General features: G+C 72.3%; 19 protein-coding genes and 1 pseudogene. 11 read left to right on the top strand and 9 right to left on the bottom strand.

What is annotated here, in order from left to right; translation table 11 throughout:
- Positions 1-130: 130 nt before the first annotated feature.
- The 7 genes from BM085_RS37515 to BM085_RS37485 all read left to right on the top strand — a co-directional run bounded on the left by BM085_RS37515 (position 131) and on the right by BM085_RS37485 (position 8,766).
- The gene (locus BM085_RS37515; RefSeq protein ID WP_093891534.1) at positions 131-1,309 is read left to right on the top strand and encodes an efflux RND transporter periplasmic adaptor subunit; all 1,179 of its coding nucleotides are present in this window, start codon (positions 131-133) and stop codon (positions 1,307-1,309) included.
- Complete coding sequence (locus tag BM085_RS37510; RefSeq protein ID WP_093891533.1) at positions 1,306-2,037, top strand: ABC transporter ATP-binding protein; 732 nt, start codon at positions 1,306-1,308, stop codon at positions 2,035-2,037. The genes BM085_RS37515 and BM085_RS37510 overlap by 4 nt, the downstream gene beginning before the upstream one ends.
- A complete protein-coding gene (locus BM085_RS37505; protein ID WP_093891532.1) occupies positions 2,034-3,284 on the top strand; it encodes an ABC transporter permease in 1,251 nt (416 codons plus the stop codon). Before BM085_RS37510 ends, BM085_RS37505 begins: the two co-directional genes overlap by 4 nt.
- A gap of 28 nt (positions 3,285-3,312) precedes the next feature.
- A complete protein-coding gene (locus BM085_RS43820; protein ID WP_143121249.1) occupies positions 3,313-3,939 on the top strand; it encodes a hypothetical protein in 627 nt (208 codons plus the stop codon).
- Positions 3,940-4,019: 80 nt separating this feature from the next.
- Positions 4,020-4,724 carry a response regulator transcription factor gene (locus BM085_RS37495; protein ID WP_031169984.1) on the top strand — a complete coding sequence of 235 codons (705 nt, stop codon included), beginning with the start codon at positions 4,020-4,022 and terminating at the stop codon, positions 4,722-4,724.
- 260 nt (positions 4,725-4,984) lie between these two features.
- The gene (locus BM085_RS37490) at positions 4,985-6,874 is read left to right on the top strand and encodes a P-loop NTPase family protein (protein WP_093891531.1); all 1,890 of its coding nucleotides are present in this window, start codon (positions 4,985-4,987) and stop codon (positions 6,872-6,874) included.
- A complete protein-coding gene (locus BM085_RS37485) occupies positions 6,871-8,766 on the top strand; it encodes a P-loop NTPase family protein (protein ID WP_093891530.1) in 1,896 nt (631 codons plus the stop codon). Before BM085_RS37490 ends, BM085_RS37485 begins: the two co-directional genes overlap by 4 nt.
- Positions 8,767-8,918: 152 nt before the next feature.
- Here BM085_RS37485 and BM085_RS37480 read toward each other — a convergent pair whose 3' ends face one another.
- Positions 8,919-10,121, bottom strand: coding sequence for a cytochrome P450 (locus BM085_RS37480; protein ID WP_093891529.1), 1,203 nt, complete (start codon positions 10,119-10,121; stop codon positions 8,919-8,921).
- A gap of 108 nt (positions 10,122-10,229) precedes the next feature.
- Complete coding sequence (locus tag BM085_RS37475; protein WP_143121248.1) at positions 10,230-10,817, bottom strand: TetR/AcrR family transcriptional regulator; 588 nt, start codon at positions 10,815-10,817, stop codon at positions 10,230-10,232.
- Between the two features lie 179 nt (positions 10,818-10,996).
- Here BM085_RS37475 and BM085_RS44950 point away from each other — a divergent pair, with 179 nt between their 5' ends.
- Entirely contained in the window at positions 10,997-11,167 is a 171-nt protein-coding gene (locus BM085_RS44950; protein WP_177245468.1) for a hypothetical protein, read from the top strand.
- A gap of 86 nt (positions 11,168-11,253) precedes the next feature.
- A complete protein-coding gene (locus tag BM085_RS37470) occupies positions 11,254-12,093 on the top strand; it encodes a MerR family transcriptional regulator (RefSeq protein WP_177245467.1) in 840 nt (279 codons plus the stop codon).
- 10 nt (positions 12,094-12,103) lie between these two features.
- On the opposite strand, the gene BM085_RS37465 is transcribed toward BM085_RS37470, so the two are convergent.
- Positions 12,104-12,529 carry a hypothetical protein gene (locus BM085_RS37465; protein WP_143121247.1) on the bottom strand — a complete coding sequence of 142 codons (426 nt, stop codon included), beginning with the start codon at positions 12,527-12,529 and terminating at the stop codon, positions 12,104-12,106.
- A gap of 169 nt (positions 12,530-12,698) precedes the next feature.
- On the opposite strand from BM085_RS37465, the gene BM085_RS37460 reads away from it, so the two are divergent.
- The gene (locus tag BM085_RS37460; RefSeq protein WP_093891526.1) at positions 12,699-13,310 is read left to right on the top strand and encodes a TetR/AcrR family transcriptional regulator; all 612 of its coding nucleotides are present in this window, start codon (positions 12,699-12,701) and stop codon (positions 13,308-13,310) included.
- A 444-nt stretch (positions 13,311-13,754) separates the two neighbouring features.
- On the opposite strand, the pseudogene BM085_RS47265 reads toward BM085_RS37460, so the two are convergent.
- The 3 genes and pseudogenes from BM085_RS47265 to BM085_RS37445 form a co-directional block, all read right to left on the bottom strand.
- A pseudogene (locus BM085_RS47265) lies at positions 13,755-14,591 on the bottom strand (RNA polymerase sigma factor); the annotation flags it as partial.
- Complete coding sequence (locus BM085_RS37450; protein WP_093891525.1) at positions 14,588-14,926, bottom strand: YciI family protein; 339 nt, start codon at positions 14,924-14,926, stop codon at positions 14,588-14,590. The gene BM085_RS37450 and the pseudogene BM085_RS47265, both read right to left, overlap by 4 nt.
- A 7-nt stretch (positions 14,927-14,933) precedes the next feature.
- Positions 14,934-15,293 carry a YciI family protein gene (locus BM085_RS37445; protein ID WP_245789925.1) on the bottom strand — a complete coding sequence of 120 codons (360 nt, stop codon included), beginning with the start codon at positions 15,291-15,293 and terminating at the stop codon, positions 14,934-14,936.
- Positions 15,294-15,617: 324 nt separating this feature from the next.
- On the opposite strand from BM085_RS37445, the gene pip reads away from it, so the two are divergent.
- Positions 15,618-16,577, top strand: a complete 960-nt coding sequence (pip, locus tag BM085_RS37440) for a prolyl aminopeptidase (protein ID WP_093891523.1) — start codon at positions 15,618-15,620, stop codon at positions 16,575-16,577.
- Positions 16,578-16,831: 254 nt separating this feature from the next.
- On the opposite strand, the gene BM085_RS37435 is transcribed toward pip, so the two are convergent.
- The 3 genes from BM085_RS37435 to BM085_RS37425 all read right to left on the bottom strand — a co-directional run bounded on the left by BM085_RS37435 (position 16,832) and on the right by BM085_RS37425 (position 17,943).
- Entirely contained in the window at positions 16,832-17,044 is a 213-nt protein-coding gene (locus tag BM085_RS37435) for a DUF397 domain-containing protein (protein WP_093891522.1), read from the bottom strand.
- Positions 17,032-17,367: a Scr1 family TA system antitoxin-like transcriptional regulator gene (locus BM085_RS37430; RefSeq protein WP_093891521.1), complete on the bottom strand. Its 336-nt coding sequence runs from the start codon at positions 17,365-17,367 to the stop codon at positions 17,032-17,034. The genes BM085_RS37435 and BM085_RS37430 overlap by 13 nt, the downstream gene beginning before the upstream one ends.
- A 285-nt stretch (positions 17,368-17,652) precedes the next feature.
- Complete coding sequence (locus BM085_RS37425) at positions 17,653-17,943, bottom strand: MerR family transcriptional regulator (RefSeq protein ID WP_093891563.1); 291 nt, start codon at positions 17,941-17,943, stop codon at positions 17,653-17,655.
- Positions 17,944-18,323 lie beyond the last annotated feature (380 nt).

Genomic DNA, 18,323 nt, shown 5'->3' with positions numbered 1-18,323 from the left:
TTTGATTCACTCTCTCCTCACAAACAGCTGAGGGTTTCCTGCGTATCTCCGGCCGCCGTACGCGATCTTCAGCCAACCTTCAGCCGGAGCCGGGGTTGCGTCCAAGGAAAGTCCGCCACAGTACGACTCTGTGAAGCTGTCGACCAAGCGCAGAGCGCTGATCGTGAACGGGGCTCTCGGGGTCCTGTTGCTGGGCGGCGCGGGGATCGCCTACTCCTCTCTCGGCGGGGCGGCCTCCTCCGCCGCCGACGCCGCGGTGCGGACCGTGTCGGCGGCCCGGAGCACGGTGGTCGCCTCGGTGTCCGCCTCCGGGGCCGTGGAGAGTGCCCGGGCGCGGTCGCTCGGCTTCGGGTCGAGCGGCACGGTGGAGAAGATCTACGTCAAGGTCGGGGACAGGGTCTCCAAGGGGCAGATCCTCGCGCGGCTGGACGACACCTCCGCCCAGGAGAGCCTGGACGCGGCCGCCGCCGCCCTGGACTCCGCGGACGACGACACCTCGACCGCCGCCTCCTACGCCCAGTACGTCACCGCCAGGAACACCTACCGGGCGGCCCGGCGCACCGTGGCGGGCACCGTCATCAAGGCCCCGTTCGGCGGTACGGTCACCGCCGTCAACGGCACGGTCGGGGGCTCCTCCACCGCGTCCGGCTCGTCCGCGGGCACGTCTCAGGGCGGCTCGGGCTCCGGCGGCTCGGGCTCAGGCGGCGCCGGTGGTTCCGGCGCCGCGGCAAGCGGGTCCGGCGGGTCCGGCGGGTTCATCGAGCTCGCCGACACCGGGAAGCTCCAGCTCGTCGGCAGCTTCACCGAGTCCGACATCACCAAGCTCAAGGTCGGCCAGAAGGCCTCGATCCGGTTCGACGCGCTGACCGGCGTCACCGGGGCCGGCAAGGTCACCCAGATCCAGCCGACCGCGGCCACCAGCGACAACGTGGTCCAGTATCCGGTGACGATCTCCTTCACCGAGGTCCCCGACGAGGTCAGGCTCGGCCAGACGGCCACGGTCGAGGTGGTCGTCGAGCAGGCCGAGAACGTGCTCGCCGTCTCCTCCACGGTGATCTCCACGGCGGGCGGCCGGAGCACCGTGACCGTCCTGCGGGACGGCCGGCAGGTGCCCACCCAGGTCGAGGTCGGCGTCAAGGGCGACGCGCTCACCGAGATCAAGTCGGGGCTCGGCGAGGGCGACCGGATCGTCCGCCCGGCGGCCACCGGCACCACCCAGCAGGGCGGTGGTCTCCCCGGTCTCGGCGGGGGCGGCGGCCGTGGCGGAGTGGGCGGTCCCGGGGGCGGTTTCGGCGGAGGCGGCCGATGACCACCCCGGTCCTGTCGGTCCAGGAGCTCTCGAAGGTGTACGGCGAGGGCGACGCTCAGGTCCGTGCCCTGCGAGGGGTCTCCCTCACCGTCGAGCGGGGCGACTACGTGGCCATCATGGGCGCCTCCGGCTCCGGGAAGTCCACGCTCATGAACATCCTGGGCTGCCTGGACGTGCCGTCCTCCGGCCGCTACCTCATCGACGGCGCCGACGTCGGGGCGCTGGAGGAGCGCCAGCTCGCCGTCCTGCGCAACCGGAAGATCGGCTTCGTCTTCCAGTCGTTCAACCTGATTCCCCGGATGAGCGCGCTCGCCAACGTCGAGCTGCCCATGGCCTACGGCGGGGTGGGCGCGGCCGAGCGGCGCGCCCGCGCCCTGGCGGCCCTGGAGCAGGTCGGCCTGTCCGACCGGGTCCGCCACGAGCCGAACGAGCTCTCCGGCGGACAGCAGCAGCGGGTGGCCGTGGCCAGGGCGCTGGTCACCGCGCCCTCGCTCCTGCTCGCCGACGAGCCCACGGGGAACCTCGACACCGCGTCCACCGGTGACGTGCTGGAGATCCTCGACCGGCTGAGCGCCTCGGGCCGGACAATCGTGATCATCACCCACGAGGACGACGTGGCCGCGCACGCCAAGCGGGTCATCCGCCTGGTGGACGGCCAGATCGTCGAGGACCGCCGCCAGGCTCCCGTCGACGGTCCCCCGCCCCGCATGCCGGAGGTTCCCGCGTGAGCTGGTTCGAGATCCTCCGATTCGCCCTCCGCGGGCTCGCGGCCAACAAGCTGCGCAGCTTCCTGACCACGCTGGGCATCCTCATCGGGGTGGGCGCGGTGATCCTGCTGGTCGCCTTCGGCGAGGGGGCCTCGCAGAGCATCCAGCAGAGCATCCAGCGGCTCGGTTCCAACACCCTCACCATCTCCGCCTCCTTCTCCGGAGGCGGCTTCGGCGGTGGAGGCGGCGGTGGCGGTGGCCAGGCCGGTGGGCCGCGCACGCAGGCCAGGCAGCTCACGCTGGAGGACGCCAGGGCGCTGGCCGACCGGGAGCAGGCGCCGTCGGTCAGGAGCGTGTCCCCGGTGGTGACCGCGTCCTCGGCCACCGCCGTGCACGAGGGGGCGAGCCACACGATCTCCCAGCTCGTCGGCACCTATCCGAGCTATTTCGAGGCGACGAACAAGCCCGTCACGAGCGGCGCCTACTTCGTCAACGACGACGTGCTCGCCGCCCGGAAGGTCATGGTGATCGGGCGGACCGTGGCCGAGGAGCTGTTCGGCGCGGCGGATCCCGTCGGCCGGCGGGTCAGCGTCTCCGGAGTGCCGTTCACGGTGGTCGGGGTGCTCAAGGAGCTGGGCTCCTCGGGGATGCAGGACGCCGACGACGTCGCGATCGTGCCGCTGCCCGCCGTACAGCAGAGCCTGACCGGGTTCGGCGCGCTCGGCTCGATCATCGTGCAGGCGACCGGCGCCGGCACGACGGAGTCGGCCCAGGCCGAGGTGACGGCCGTCCTGAACCAGCGGCACGACATCACCCCCACGGGCACCGCCGACTACCGCATCCTGAACCAGGCCACCCTCCAGGAGACCGTCAGCTCGACCATCGGCGTCTTCACCGCCCTGCTCGGCGCGGTCGCCGCGATCTCCCTGCTGGTCGGCGGGATCGGCATCACCAACATCATGCTGGTCACCGTCACCGAACGGACCAGGGAGATCGGCATCAGGAAGGCCATCGGGGCGCCCAGGAGCGCCATCCTCGGCCAGTTCCTGCTGGAGGCGACGGTGCTGAGCCTGGTGGGCGGCCTGTCGGGCGTGGCGATCGCGTTCGTCGGCACCCGGTTCACGATCGCGGGCATCGAGCCCGTGATCGTGCCGTCCTCGATCGCGCTGGCCCTCGGAGTCTCGGTGGGCATCGGGCTGTTCTTCGGCAGCTACCCGGCCAACCGGGCGGCCAAGCTCCGCCCCATCCAGGCCCTGCGCCACGAGTGACCTTTACGGCTTACGCAAGGAGACAGACATGGGCGGCAACGCGGATGAGACGGCCCCGGCCGGGAAGTCGCTGGAGACCTCCCCTTTCACGGGTGACCTGGAGGATGCGCTGACGGTCCGGCCGCGGCGCGGCCTCTCCACGCTCACGCTGGTGCTCGGCGCGGGCGTGATGCTCGTCGCCGGGGTGGTGGTGGGCATCCAGGCGCAGAAGGCGCTGGGCGCCCCGGCGGGGGCGGCGGACGCCCCGGGCGCGGCCGTCCGCCAGGGCGCGGGCTCCGGCGGTTACGGGGGCGGGCCCGGCGGCTACGGAGGGTTCGGCGGCAGGCAGCAGGGCGGTCAGGGCGGTCAGGGCGGTCAAGGCGGTCAGGGCGGTCAAGGCGGTCAAGGAGGCCAGGGGGGTCCGGGCGGTCAAGGTGGCCAGGGCGGGGCGGCCGTCGGCACGGTGGAGCGGGTGGACGGCGGGAAGGTCTACGTCAAGACCGTGGACGGGTCCGTCGTCACCGTGAACACCAGCGGCGGGACGGCCGTGCGGATCTCCAAGGAGGGCAAGGTCGCCGACCTCAAGCCCGGCGGCACGGTGGTCGTCCAGGGGCCCCGGGGCGAGGACGGTTCGATCACCGCGACCGCGATCAGCGAGGGGAGCGGCCGCCGGTGACGGTTCCGTCCGCGGGAAACGTTTTCTCAGGAAACGTTCAGCCGGAGCTGAGCTGTGTTCCAGCAGGGTGAGCAAGCCTCATGAATGTGCTGGAGAGAGTCGAGGCCAGGTTGCTGGTCGTGGACGACGAGCCGAACATCCGCGAGTTGCTCTCGGCCAGCCTGCGCAGGTCCGGGTTCGAGGTGGTGACCGCGGCGGACGGCCGGGAGGCCGTGCACTTCGCGGAGCGGATCCGCCCGGATCTCGTCGTGCTGGACGTGATGCTGCCCGACATGGACGGCTTCACGGTCGCGGGGCGGTTGCGGGAGATGGGCGGGCAGATGCCGGTGGTCTTCCTGACCGCGCGGGACGCGACCGACGACAAGGTCGCGGGTCTGCGCGTGGCCGACGACTACGTGACCAAGCCGTTCAGCCTGGAGGAGGTCCTCGCCCGGATCCGGGCGGTGCTGCGCCGTACGCGAGGAGACCTGGACCTGCCCTCCCGCCTCCAGGTGGGCGACCTGGAGCTGGACGAGGAGGCGCACCAGGTGTGGCGCTCGGGCACGCCGGTACGGCTGTCGCCCACCGAGTTCAAGCTGCTGCACTATTTCATGGTCAACACCGGCCGGGTGCTCTCCAAGGCGCAGATCCTCGATCATGTCTGGAACTACGACTTCGGCGGCGACGCCGGGGTCGTCGAGTCCTACGTCTCCTACCTCCGCCGGAAGGTCGACGTCACTGAGCCGCGACTCATTCACACCCTGCGTGGCGTGGGATATGTCCTGCGGTTACCGCGCGGTGATTGAATTTTCAGCGAACACTCAGCTCCGTCTGACCTGACCCTGAGCTTCGATTGCTCAAATGGGCAGCGCATGACCCCCGATCACCCGCGGTCGCGTGGTGGGTTCGGGCTCGCCTCCAGCTGCGGGGGAGACGAGTTCGGTACGGCCCCCCACGTGAAACGCGGGGCAGGCCCCATCGCTCTACCGAGTTCGCCCCCGTGACCCGGTCGAGCGGTGGGGCAAAATCACGTCTAGGGGCCTTCCTCGCGGGAAGGATCGCTCCTATGAACGGGAGCGACGGTCTGCTTGAGGCGCTGCGAGAGCTACGGCGCCACCTCGGCCTCGACCTGTTCCCGCTCGTGGCCGGTGACGTCGGGAGCGACCGCCGGGCGCTGCGCGAGCTGACCGGCCAGCTCGACGACTACCTGATCCCGCGCCTGAGCGCGATCGACGCCCCGCTGCTGGCCGTCGTCGGCGGCTCCACCGGAGCGGGCAAGTCGACCCTGGTGAACTCCCTCGTCGGCGCCGACGTCTCCGAACCCGGCGTCCTGCGGCCCACCACGCTGGCCCCCACCCTGGTCACCAGCCCCGCCGACCGCGACTGGTTCACCGCCCAGCACGTCCTGCCCGGCCTTCCCCGCGTCACGGGAGAGGGGCGCGGCGAGCCGGGCACGCTCCGGGTGGTCACCGTCCCCGCGCTCCCGCCCGGACTGGCCCTGCTCGACGCGCCGGACATCGACTCGGTCGTCACCGCCAACCGCGAGCTGGCCGCCCAGCTCCTCGCCGCCGCCGACCTCTGGCTGTTCACCACCACCGCGGCCCGCTACGCCGACGAGGTGCCGTGGGGCTTCCTGCGCTCGGCCAGGGATCGGAGCACGGCTCTGGCCGTCATCCTGTCGCGGGTCCCGCCGGAGGCCCTGGGCGTGGTGAAGAGGGACCTGACCCGGCTGCTGGAGGCCAACGGGCTGGGCGGGACCCGCCTGTTCGAGGTACCGGAGCTGGTGCTGCCCGAGGAGAACGCCCGGCTGCCGCGCTCGGCGGTCGAACCGGTCGCCGACTGGCTGACCGGCATCGCGGCCGACTCCCAGGCCCGCGCCGCAGTGGTGCGCCAGACCCTGTCCGGCGCGCTGGAGAGCCTCGCCGTCCGCGTCCCCGCCCTCGCCGACGCGGTGGACCGCCAGCACGCCGTGGCCGCCGAGCTGCGGGCGATGACGGCCGCCGCCTACGCCGGGGGACTGGCCTCCTTCGACGAGGGCATGCTGGACGGGTCACTGCTCCGGGGCGAGGTGCTGGCCCGCTGGCAGGACTTCATCGGGACCGGTGACCTGATGCGCTCCCTGGAGAACCGGGTGGGACGGTTCAGGGACCGCCTGGTGGCCATGTTCACCGGCCGCCCCGCGCCCGAGAGCGAGCTGCGGGTCGCGCTGGAGAGCGGGGTGGAGGCACTGATCAGGGCCTCGGCCGACGGCGCCGCCGAACGCGTGCTGGAGTCGTGGTCGTCGCACCCCTCGGGCCGCGCCCTGCTCCAGGAGGCCGGGGTCGCCGAGGCCGGGCGGCTCGGCAGGGCCTCGGCCGACCTGCCCGCGAAGGCGGAGGCGGCGGTGCGGGGCTGGCAGGGATACGTGCTCGGCCTGGTCCGCGAGGAGGGCGCCGACCGGCGGACCACGGCCCGGCTCACCTCCTACGGGGTGAACGGCGCGGGGCTGCTGCTGATGCTCGCGGTGTTCGCCTCCACCGGCGGCCTGACCGGCATCGAGGTCGGCATCGCCGGAGGCACCAGCGTGCTGAGCCAGAAACTCCTGGAGGCCGTCTTCGGCGACCAGGCCGTCCGCACCCTCACCATCAAGGCCCGCACCGACCTGCGGGCCCGCGTCTCCGTGCTGCTGGGCGCGGAGGCCACCCGCTTCACCTCCCTCCTCGACGCCGTCCAGCCCCCCGAGGACGCCGCCCCCGCCCTCCGTGCCGCCGCGCACGCCGTACGGGACCACCAGCGGGAGATCCCGCCGGCCGGCCGCCCGGCCGTGCCGCCGGCCGAGGAGCGTCCGGGGCGGCTCCCCGCCACACCGGTCAGGCTCACGCTCCCGGCCGGCGGCGCGGCCGCCACGCCGGGGCCGCTCGATCAGCCCACGGACGCCGTCCCCCGCGGGACCGACCGGGAGAGGGGGGAGAGGTGAAGCTGCTGAAGCGGCGCAGGAACGCGGTCTCCCTGGACGGCCGGCTGGAGGGCCTGGCGGAGGCCGCCGACCTCGCCGACGGGCGGCTGGACGCCGACGCGGTGGCCGGGGCGCGTTCCGTGGTCTCCCGCGCCGGAGTACGGCGGAGCCTGTCGATCGACCACACCGCGGTCGCGCTGGCCGGCGCCACCGGCAGCGGCAAGTCCTCCCTGTTCAACCTGCTGTCCGGCACCGGCCTCGCCACGGTGGGGGTCACCCGCCCGACCACCTCGACCGCCCAGGCCGCCCTCTGGCGGGGCGCGGGGTCCGGGCCGCTGCTCGACTGGCTGGACATCCCCCGCCGTCACGAGGTGTCGCCCGCCGGCGCCTGGTCCGGGCCGGAGACGCCGGCCGGCCGGGGCGCGGCCGTCGCCTCCGGCCGGGGAGCCCGGGTGGGAGACGACGCGGGCGGGCCGGAAGGTCAGGGAGCCCGGGTGGGAGACGACGCGGGCGGGCCCGAGGGGCGGGGCGCGGCCGTCGTCCCCGGTCTGGACGGCTGGACGGAGGGCGACGCGGCCGGGCTGATCCTGCTCGACCTGCCCGATCACGACTCGATCGAGTCGGCGCACCGGCTGGAGGTGGACCGGCTGGTGGAGCTGGTCGACCTGCTGGTGTGGGTGCTCGACCCGCAGAAGTACGCCGACGCGGCCGTGCACGAGCGGTATCTCCGGCCACTGGCCCGGCACCGGGACGTCATGGTCGTCGTCCTCAACCAGGTCGACCGGCTGACCCCGGCCGCCGCCGAGCGGTGCCTGAAGGATCTGCGGAGGCTGCTCGACGAGGACGGGCTGGCCGGGGTGCCGCTGGTCGGCGTCTCGGCGCGCACCGGGGCGGGGCTCCCCGAGCTGGGTTCCCTGCTCGCCTCCCGGGTCGCCGACCGGCGATCCTGGGCGGCCCGCCTGGCCGCCGACGTCGGCACGGCCGCCGACGCGCTCGTCAGGGCGTCCGCCGGTGCGGGCGCCCGCACCGGCGGCTCCGGCCCGGGGGCGGGTGCCGCTCCAGGCGCCGGGGCGCGTTCCGGCTCCGACGCGGTCGCGACGGCGGCGCCGGAGGTGTCCGTGGACGGGCTCGCCGGGCCGCTGACCGACGCGCTGTCGGAGGCGGCCGGGGTGCCGACCGTCGTCGAGGCCGTGGCCAAGGCCCACCGGCACCGGTCGGTCGCCGCCACCGGCTGGCCGCTGACCCGGTGGATCCGCAGGTTCCGGCCCGACCCGCTCCGCCGGCTCCGGCTGAGCACCCCGGGGGCGCGGAGCTCCGGCGGACCCGTGGGCCGGACCTCGATCCCCGTCACGACCGTCGTGCAGCGCTCCCGGATGGACACCGCGATCCGTGAGGCCGCCGGGGCCGCCTCGAAGGGACTGCCCGCTCCGTGGGCGGCGGCCGTACGGCAGGCGGCCCGCTCGCACGGCGACGAGCTGGAGGACGGCCTCGACCGGGCCGTGGCCGCCACCTCGCTCGGTCCGGTCAGGCGGCCCGTGTGGTGGCGGGTGGCCGGGCTGGCGCAGTGGGCGGTGTTCGCCGCCATGCTGGCGGGCGCGCTGTGGCTGATCGGCCTGCTCGGGATGGACTACCTCCGGCTTCCGCAGCCGTACCTGCCTACCGCCGGCGAGCTGCCCTGGCCGACCCTGCTGCTGACCGGCGGGATCCTGCTCGGGCTGTCGATCGCGCTGCTCTCCCGGGTGGCCGCCTGGCTGGGCGGCCGGCGGCGGGCGCGCGGGGCGGCCAGGGCGCTGCGCGCGAGCATCGGCCAGGTCGCCCGCGAGCTGGTGCTGGATCCCGTGGCCGGGGAGCTGTCCCGCTACCGCCGCTTCACCGAGGCGGTCACGGTGGCCCGGAACGGCGACGGCGGCTGAGCCCCGCCGTGTCCCCGGAACCCGCCGGTGGGTGGCGGAGCCGGGGGCGGGCCTGACTGAACGGGTTCCCCGGCTCCCGTGGCGGGCGACGGGCCCGTGACTGAACGGGTCCCCCGGATCCGCCGGTGGTGGCGGAGCCGGGGGAGGCGGGCCTAACGGAAGCGGACCGGCATGTGCTTGACGCCGTTGATGAAGTCGGAGCGCATGCGGCGGACCGGGCCGGCGAGCTCGGCCGACGGGAAGCGGCGGAGCAGCTCCCGGATCATGCACCTGATCTCCAGGCGGGCCAGACCCGCGCCCAGGCAGTAGTGGGGCCCGCCGCCGCCGAAGGTCACGTGCTCGTTGGGGGTGCGGCGGATGTCGAACGTCAGGGGGTCGGCGAAGACGTCCTCGTCGTGGTTGGCCGACATGTAGAACGTGACCACCTTCTCGCCCGCGGCGATGCTCTGGCCGCGGATCTCGGTGTCCCGCGTCGCCGTACGGCGGAAGTTGTGGATCGACGATCCCCAGCGCAGGAACTCCTCGGTCGCCGAGCGCCACAAGGCCTCGTCGTCCAGGTTGGCGGCCAGGTCGCGGTAGGTGTCCGGGCGTTCGATCAGCGCGAGCATGGCGTGGGAGATCAGGTTGCGGGTGGTCTCGTTCCCCGCCACGCAGAGCACCACGAAGAACGCGTCGATCTCGTCGCGGCTGAGCCGGTCACCGTCGATCTCGGCCTGGACGAGCGCGGTGATGATGTCGTCGCGGGGCGCCTTGCGCCGCTCCTCGACCAGCCCGTCGCAGTAGCCGAAGATCTCGGCGGCGGCGATCTCACCGTCCTCGGGGGTGGTACGGAAGTCGGGGTCCTGGAAGCCCACCATGCGGTTGGACCACTCGAAGATCAGATGGTGGTCCCGCTCGGGGACGCCGAGCATCTCGCAGATCATCTGCAGCGGGATGTGCTCGGCGACGTCCGTGACGAACTCGACCTCGCCGCCCTGCTCGGTGACCCGGTCGGCGATCCGCTCGCAGCGGGCCTGGACGGTCGCGGCCAGCTTGGCGATCATCCGCGGCGTGAACCCGGCGCTGACCAGCCTGCGGTAGCGGGTCTGCTTGGGCGGGTCCATGTTGAGCAGCATCAGGCTCGCGACGTCGATGAACTCCTGCGTCTGGGTGCGGATGAACGCGGTGCCGATCTCGGTGGACCAGGTGTGCGGGTCACGGCTGACCGCCTTCACGTCGTCATATTTCGTGACGGCCCAGAATCCGGTGTCGCCGGGCACCTCGTGCCAGTGGACGGGCGCCTCGCGGCGCAGGTAGGCGAACTGCCGGTGCGGGACTTCCCGCTCCCAGGTCTCCTCAAGCAGGTTGATCTGCATCTCGTGGGCTCCCTTTCGGCGCGTGTTCGGGGAGTGCGTCGCGGTACGGCCAGGCGGCCCGGCCCGGTGGGACGGGTCCCCGCGGACCGTGCTCCGCGGGACCCGGCCCTACAGGCCGAGCAGGTCGCGCAGGCTTTCGACGACGGCCTGCGACTCGACCGCGGGGGGATCCAGCCGGTGCTGGATCGCGCAGCCGATGAGCACACCCAGCACCGCGACCGCGGTGTGCTCGGGTGATCTTCGGAGGGACACCCCCGCCAGCTCGGCCCAGTCGGTCAGGCCGTCGGCCAGCAGGGACCGGATGCCGGCGTACCGCCTGGCGAGGGGTCCGCCGATGTGGGGATCGCGCGCGCCGTGCAGCCACAGCTCCATCTCCAGCAGGAGCCATGACGCACCGCGATTCCCGTCGGTGATCGCTTCGTACACCGCGGCCAGCCGGTCGTCGAGTTCGGTCGTCTCCCCGAACCCGGCGAGCAGGTCGGTCGCGGCCTGGTCCTTCCACACCTCCAGCAGGGCCAGCAGCAGGCCCTCCTTGCCACCGAAGTGGTTGTAGAGGGCACCGGTCGTGCGGTCCGCGGCGGCGCTGACGGCCTCGGCGGACACCGCGTGGAACCCTTTCCTGGCGAACAGGTCGGAGGCGGCGTCGATCAGCCGGGCCCGGGTGTCGGCCCTGCGCTGATCCTGCGTCCTCGTCACTGCCGCCTTCAGGAAATATCAGGATGCCGATATATGTTCACTTCCTGATATTTCCTGGCATGGGATTTCCCGTCAAGAGCTCCCGGTGAGACGATCGCCTTCGCCCGCCCGGGGCCGTACGGCGCCGGCCGGGACTGACGGGGCCGTGTGGTGCCGTCGAGAAGCCGACAAGGAGAATCGTGAACCGCAGGACCCTCGATATCGCCGTCCCCCTGGTCTTCGCCGCCGCCATGGCGGTGGCCGTCATGGTCGTCGGAGCCGATGGGACAGCCGTCCGGGTGGTGGCCGTGGTGGGCGGCATGGGGATCGCGCTGTACTACGCCGCGCTCCGCAAGAACATCAGCCAGTAGCGCGCCCGAAGGCCCGGACCGGGCCGGTGGAGATCGCCGCCGGGCGCAGTGGATCCTGCCCCTGGGGGAGGTCGCACACTGGCTCCATGATGAGCATCGGCGAATTCGCGGAGCTGACCGGGCTGAGCCTGAAGGCCCTGCGCCTCTATGACGAGCAGGGCCTGCTGAAGCCGGCCTCGGTCGATCCGTGGTCGCGGCACCGCCGCTACAGCGCGTCCCAGTTCGAGCCGGCGATCCGGCTGAAAACGCTGCGCGCCGCCGGTGTCCCGCTGGCCGACGCACCCCGGCTGCTGGCGGACCCGCCCGCCGCCGCGGTGCTCGCCGAGCACCGCGCCCGGATGGCCGCGGAGCGGGAGCGCCAGGACGCCGCGCTCGAAACCCTCGACCGGTTGCTGAGCGGTGCGGATCGCCACGAATGGCAGGTGGAGGAGCGCCTGGCCACGCGGCAGCACTGGGCGGGCGTCGTGTGGCCGGTGCCGGGCGACGACGATCCCGCCGCGGACGTGGACAGCGTGGACGAGCGGGTCAACGAGGCGTTCGCCGCGCTGTGGCGGGCACTGACGGAGGCCGGCGACACGCCGACGGGGCCGTTCTGGTCGACGCTCCGGGCCGCGCCCGGCAGTGACACCGCGATCGAGCTGGTGTGCTGCTGGCCGATCGCCCGTTCGCTGCCCGCCGGATGGTCGGTGCCGGGATGGACGGTCGAGACCGGCACCGTCGAGGCCGCGCCCGAACTGGTGGTGCGTTGGCGGTTCGAGGACCCGGTGACGGTCGTCGACGGTGTCACGCATCCCGCCGTGCTCGCGCTGCTCGCCGCGGCGGAGGAGCGCGGGCTGGGCGTGGACCTGTCCCGCCTCCGCCAGATCGGGCTGATGGAGGAGGGGGAGAGCGTGGGGATGGAGGTCGCGATAACGGTGAGCCGATGATCCCGGTGGGTCAGCCGCCCTGGGTGTAGATGGTCTTCCACCGCGAGCACCATCCGGTCGGCCGGGAGGAGTTGCCCCGGCAGGCCTTCGCCTTGATCTGCAGGACCCCGCCGACGTTCTTGCGGAACGATCCCGCGCCCGGGACGCAGTTGTAGTAGGACGCCGTGTGCCACCGCCCGTTCCGCGCGCTCAGGTAGCGCACGTGGACCCACGAGCAGCCCGAACCCCGGGTGTCCTCCAGCGTGCCGTACACGACGAACCCCGACTGGCCGACGGCGACCTTGCCCCGGGCCTCGGCGTGGCCGTCGCCGGAGTAGATCGGGCCCCATCTCCAGACGGAGGGGTCGGCGGCGGCGGCCGAGGCCGGGGTCGAGCCGCCGAGGGTGAGCGCCGCGGCGGCGGTCAGGCCGAGCAGGACGCGGAGACCGGTACGCATGGAGAGAGGCTCCAGACACATAAGCGTTTTCATGACATGTCGATAGATATGCCTCCGCACTTGCAGAACACTTGGAGGTCATCGACACGATCTGCACCCCATGCCCGCACTAATGGGATTCGGGATTCGTTAAGCTGTCCGGAGGACCGAACGCGTCAGGAGCGTCACTGTGGATGTGTCACCCGGAACCCTCCGGCCCGGCGGCCGTACCGCCAGGGTCCGCGAAGCCGTACTCGAGGCCACCCAGGACGCGCTCGGGGAGCACGGGTTCCACGGCCTCAACATGGACCGGATCGCCGACCGGGCCGGTGTCGGCAAGACCACCGTGTACCGGCGCTGGGGCGGGCCGATCGGGCTGATCACCGATCTCATGACGGACCTGGCCGATCGGTCGGTGGCCCATGCGGACACCGGCGACCTTGAGGCCGATCTGCTGGAGAACGCCACGAGCGTGCTCGACGCGCTCACCGACCCGCGGCTCGGGGCGACGTTCCAAGCGATGATCGCGGCAGCGACCTGCGACAACGCCGCGGCCACGGCGCTCCACCAGTTCTACGCGCGGCGCATCGGTGAATGGGCGCGCCGGGTCGAGCTCGCCGTTCACCGAGGAGAACTACCCGCCGGCACCGACTCCGCCGACGTCATCCGGGCCATCTCCGCGCCGCTGTACTACCGCACGGTCGTCAGCCGGGAGCCGGTCGACGCCCGCACCGCCGCGCGGGCCGTCGTCGTGGCGCTCGCCGCGGCCCGAGCCGGTGCCTTCGTCGACAACCGCGGCTGATCGGTCATCACGCCCTTCGTCCTTGCTCGGGAGCCGCTGTCGCTCCAGCCTGCCCGCCCTGTCTCGCAGGTAGCGCTGTTCGGGGAGGCTCGTGGTGCGCCGGGCCGCCAGCCGATAGTTCTCCCGTGCGGCGGCGTACTCGCCGGCCAGCTCCTGGAGGTGGGCGCGCACGGCGTGGAGGCGGTGGTGGCGGGCGATCCGGGGGTCGCCGTCCAGGCTTTCCAGCAGTTCGAGTCCGGACCGGGGCCCACGGGCCATCGCGACCGCGACGGCGTGGTTGAGCGTGACCATGGGGTTCGGCGCGATCCGGGCGAGGATCCCGTACAGGAGGCGGATCTGCTCCCAGTCGGTGTCCTCGGCCCGCGGCGCCTGGACGTGCAGCGCGGCGATCGCCGCCTGGAGCTGGTAAGGGCCGAGAAGCGAGGCGGACATGGCGTCGGTGACCAGCGCCGCGCCCTCCTCGATCATGGCGGCGTCCCACCGGTTCCGGTCCTGCTCGGCCAGCGGGATGAGGGCGCCGTCCGGGCCGGTGCGGGCCGTACGGCGGGCGTCGGTCAGCAGCATCAGCGCCAGCAGCCCGGCCGCTTCGCCGTCATCCGGCAAGGACCGGTGCACCATCCGGGTGAGCCGGATCGCCTCCGCGGTGAGCTCGCCGCGGTGCAGGTCGGCTCCGGAGCTGGCGGTGTAGCCCTCGTTGAAGATCAGGTAGAGCACGTGCAGGACCGCGTCCAGCAGTTCGGCCCGCTCCTGGGGCGGCGGCATCGCGAACGACGCGCCGACGGCTCTGATCCGTTGCTTGGCGCGGCTGATCCGCGGCGCCATGGTGGCCTCCGGCACCAGGAACGCCCGCGCCACCTCGGCGGTGGTGAGCCCTCCGACGGCGCGCAGCGTGAGCGCCACCTGGGAGGCGGGCGTCAGCGCCGGGTGGCAGCACAGGAACAGCAGCGCGAGCGTGTCGTCCTGGTCTCCCGGGCCTTCCTCGCCGGGCGCCGGCGCGAGGCCGGCGTCCGGCGCCTCCCGTACCGCCGCGGTGACCTCCCGGCGGCGGCGCGCCTGCTCGCTGCGTATCTGGTCGACCAGGCGGCGGGAGGCGACGGTGACCAGCCAGGAACGCGGGTTCTCCGGGACACCCTCGGCGGGCCACTGCGTCGCCGCCGCGAGCAACGCCTCCTGCACCGCGTCCTCGCACTCCTCGAACCCGCCGTACCGGCGCAGGAGCACGCCGAGGACCTGCGGCGCCAGTTCGCGCAGCAGGTCCCCGAGGTGTTCGGCCGTGCTCACATCTCCATCCCGGCCGAGTCCATCAGCGGCCGCACCTCCACGCCGCCGGCCTGACCGCCCGCTATCAGGGCGGCCAGGTCAACGGCGCGCTCGCGGCTCTCGCAGTCGACCACATACTGGCTCGCGACATGATCCGGGGTCTGCGGGTACGGACCCTCGGTCACGGTCACCACACCGTCCCGAGCCCGTACGACGGCGCTGATGGACGGATCGGCGAACACGTGAGCGCTGATCAGTTCCCCTGCCTGCCCGGCCACGGCCAGGAACTCCTCATGGCCGAGCCCTTCCCCCGGCAGGTCGGCCGCGTTCCGGTAGAGATTCAGCAGGAACTTCACCGTGGGCTCAGTCGTCGGCCGTGCCCGCGAACAGCACCGGCCGCACCTCGATGCCGAGGCCCTCGACGCCGGCGTCCGGGATGAGCGCGGCCAGCTCCAGGGCGCGCTCCCGGCTGTCGCATTCCACCAGGTAGTAGCCGCCGAGGTACTCCTTGGCCTCAAGGTAGGGCCCGTCCGTCACCGCCGGGACGCCGCCCCGGACCCGGACCACGGCGCTCTGCGACGGGTCGGCCAGCGCGGTGGTGCCGATCATCTCCCCGGACTTCTTGATGGTCTCCATGAACGGGCCGTGGCCGCTCATCACCTCGTTGCGCTCCTCCTCGGTCAGCGCGTCCCAGATCTGCGGGTTGTTGTGCATGATCAACATGAACTTCACGCGTCGTCTCCTTCAATGGCCGGACGGCACCTCCGAAGGCGCCGTTCTCCATGGAGTCGGAGCCGGCGCCGCATTCTTGCGCCACCGGATCGCGAGAATCTCCCGCCCGCTCCGACTCTCTCCCCGAAGGGGCGTCCGACCTGGCTGTTCCCTACCCCACGGCTACCACTGGAGTATAGGAACGGACCGTCCACGCATCGGCGTCAGCCTGTCGCGCCCTCGAACGGGCCCGGTGGCGGGGGTAGCGGGGCCGGGGAGATCCACCCCCATAATGTAACAGCGCTGTTGTGTTTTCATCGACGAAGGGACCATGACATGACCGCGAGTTACCCGCCGATCGAACCGTACGACCACGGAATGCTCGACACCGGTGACGGCAACCTCGTCTACTGGGAGGTCTGCGGCAACCCGGACGGCAAGCCCGCCCTCGTCGTCCACGGCGGGCCGGGAGGGGGATGCACGGCCGGCCACCGCCGCTACTTCGACCCGGAGCGCTACCGGGTCGTCCTGTTCGACCAGCGCAACTGCGGCCGGAGCACGCCGCACGCGAGCGACCCCGCCGCCGACATGAGCCTCAACACCACCGAGCACCTGCTCACCGACATGGAACGGCTCCGCGAGCACCTCGGCGTCGACCGCTGGCTGCTGTTCGGCGGCTCGTGGGGGTCCACGCTGATCCTCGCCTACGCCGAGCGCCACCCGGAGCGGGTGACGGAGATCGTCATCCCCTCCGTCACCACGACCCGGCGATCGGAGATCGACTGGCTGTATCGCGGCGTCGGGCGGTTCTTCCCCGAGGAGTGGGAGCGGTTCCGGGACGGCGTCCCCGAGGCCGACCGCGACGGCGACATCGTCGCGGCCTACGCGCGCCTCATGGAGCACCCCGACGTCCAGGTGCGGGAGAAGGCCGCGATCGACTGGTCCACCTGGGAGGACGTGGTGGTCTCCATGGAGCCGAACGGCACGCCGAACCCCTACGGCGACCGTCCTCCGGCCGACCTGCTGGCGTTCATCCGGATCTGCGCGCACTACTTCGCGCACGGCGCGTGGCTGGAGGAAGGCGTCCTGCTGCGCGAGGCGGGCCGCCTGGCCGGGATCCCCGGCGTCCTGATCCACGGCCGCCTCGATCTGAGCGGCCCGGCCGACACCGCCTGGGAGCTCGCCCGCGCCTGGCCCGGCAGCGAGCTGATCATCGTCAACGATTCGGGGCACACGGGCAGCGACACGATGCGCACGCACATACTCGACGCGATCGACCGGTTCGCCCACCGGTGAGCTGACATCGGGAACCCGTCGGTGAGAATCGGCGAGAGGAGGTCTCCCGGGCGCATGGCGGTCGCGCACTGGCGCGACGGTGCTTCGCATAAACCGAATTCATCTTCGGTTATATCGAATATCGGTTCTCGGTCACGGGTAGTTGCGCACGGAAAGGCCTGGTCGAACCCCTGCCTGTTCCGCCGACGCGGGCCGAGGTCACCTCTGAGGGAAGCTCTCCAGGCGGGTGACTGGAGAGCTTCGGGCGGCTGGGGTCAGCCGAACTCGCCGTTCTTCACGCCGCCGACGAAGGCGGCCCATTCTCCGGGGGTGAAGACCAGCGCGGGGCCGCCGTGGTCCTTGCTGTCGCGTACGGCCCGCCGCCCGCCGGACAGCTCGGCGACCTCGACGCAGTCACTTCCGTCGTCGCCGGAGAGGGTGGACTTGCGCCATCGGGCGGTGCGGAGTTCCCGGGTCAGGCCGTCCATCTGCGCATCGTCTCCTTGATCAGGCTGAGTGACTCGCGCCGGGACAGGGCGTCGGCGCGGATCGTGTCGTATCTGAACGCCAGGTTCCTCATGTCGTGGGACCGGTCACTGACCCGGTCGTCCATGCTCTGCGAGTCGATGTAGGCCACGGGGCGGTTTCCCCTCGGCAGGTCCGCGACGGTGAAACTTCCCAACAAGCCAAGCACGTTCAGCGCCGCGTAGGGAAGGACCTGCAGGGAGATTCGCGGGCTCTCCCCGGCGTCGAGGAGGTGCTCGAACTGGCCCCTCATCACGTCCGGTCCCGCGACGGGGCGGTGCAGCACGCCCTCGTCCAGCCCGGCGTGCCTGCTGACGGAGGGCGGCCGGGGGCTGGCGATCGTCAGCGAGCTCTCGGGCGGGAACTGGGGCTACCGCACCCACGAGCGCCGCCCCGGCCGGACCGTGTGGTGCGAGATCCCCGCCGGCCCGCCGTCTCCCGAAGCCTCCCTCCCGGACACGTCCGATCCCCTCATCCGGCCCCGAGTGGGATAGCCGACACGGCCCCTGCCGCTATGGGGCAGGGGGCCGCGGACTGCTGGATCGCCGGTGAGGGCCGTGATCACCGGCTCTCATGCTGAGCGGCGGTCGGTGTTCTCAGGCCGCTGGTCGCGGGGCTGCTGCAGCTCGGCGTTGATGCGCAGAGCCTCGGCGAGCTGGTCTTCCAGGATGATGATGCGGCAGGCGGCCTCCAGGGCGGTGCCCTGGTCGACGAGCTCCCGCGCGCGGGCGGCCAGGCGTAGCTGGTAGCGGGAGTAGCGGCGGTGACCGCCGTCGGAGCGCTGCGGCTCGATCAGTTTGGCGGTGCCCAGGCTGCGCAGGAACGCCGGGGTGACGCCGAGCATTTCGGCGGCCCGGCCCATGCTGTAGGCGGGGTAGTCCTCGTCGTCGAATCGGTGACCTGGGGTGCCGCCGGAGGCGGCGGAGGGCCTTTCGGCCGGGTGGGCGCTGTCGGCGGTGTCTCGGAGCGTGGGGCTCGATCGGACGGCCGACGCTATCGGTGCTTGATCCATATACCTTCCCGAATGCCAATAGGGGCCCCGGCGCTATGATGCGCCGGGGCCCACGAGGTTCAACACCATCTACCGGCCATGTGGCCGACTTACTTGCTTCCGCATGTGGCCGCCCGGTGGGGGCGGGGATGCGGGGATCGCGAATGCGTGACCGTAGACCACCGTCCAATCTGTGGAGCTGCGGTACCCGTGCGGCGAACTTCAGCCGGCAGCGGGCGATCCTGATGGCG

The organism is Streptosporangium canum, from assembly GCF_900113865.1.
GTDB classification, from domain to species: Bacteria; Actinomycetota; Actinomycetes; order Streptosporangiales; family Streptosporangiaceae; genus Streptosporangium; species Streptosporangium canum.
The sequence above is the reverse complement of the archived record's forward strand: the minus strand, read 5'-3'. Positions and strand labels throughout refer to the sequence as shown.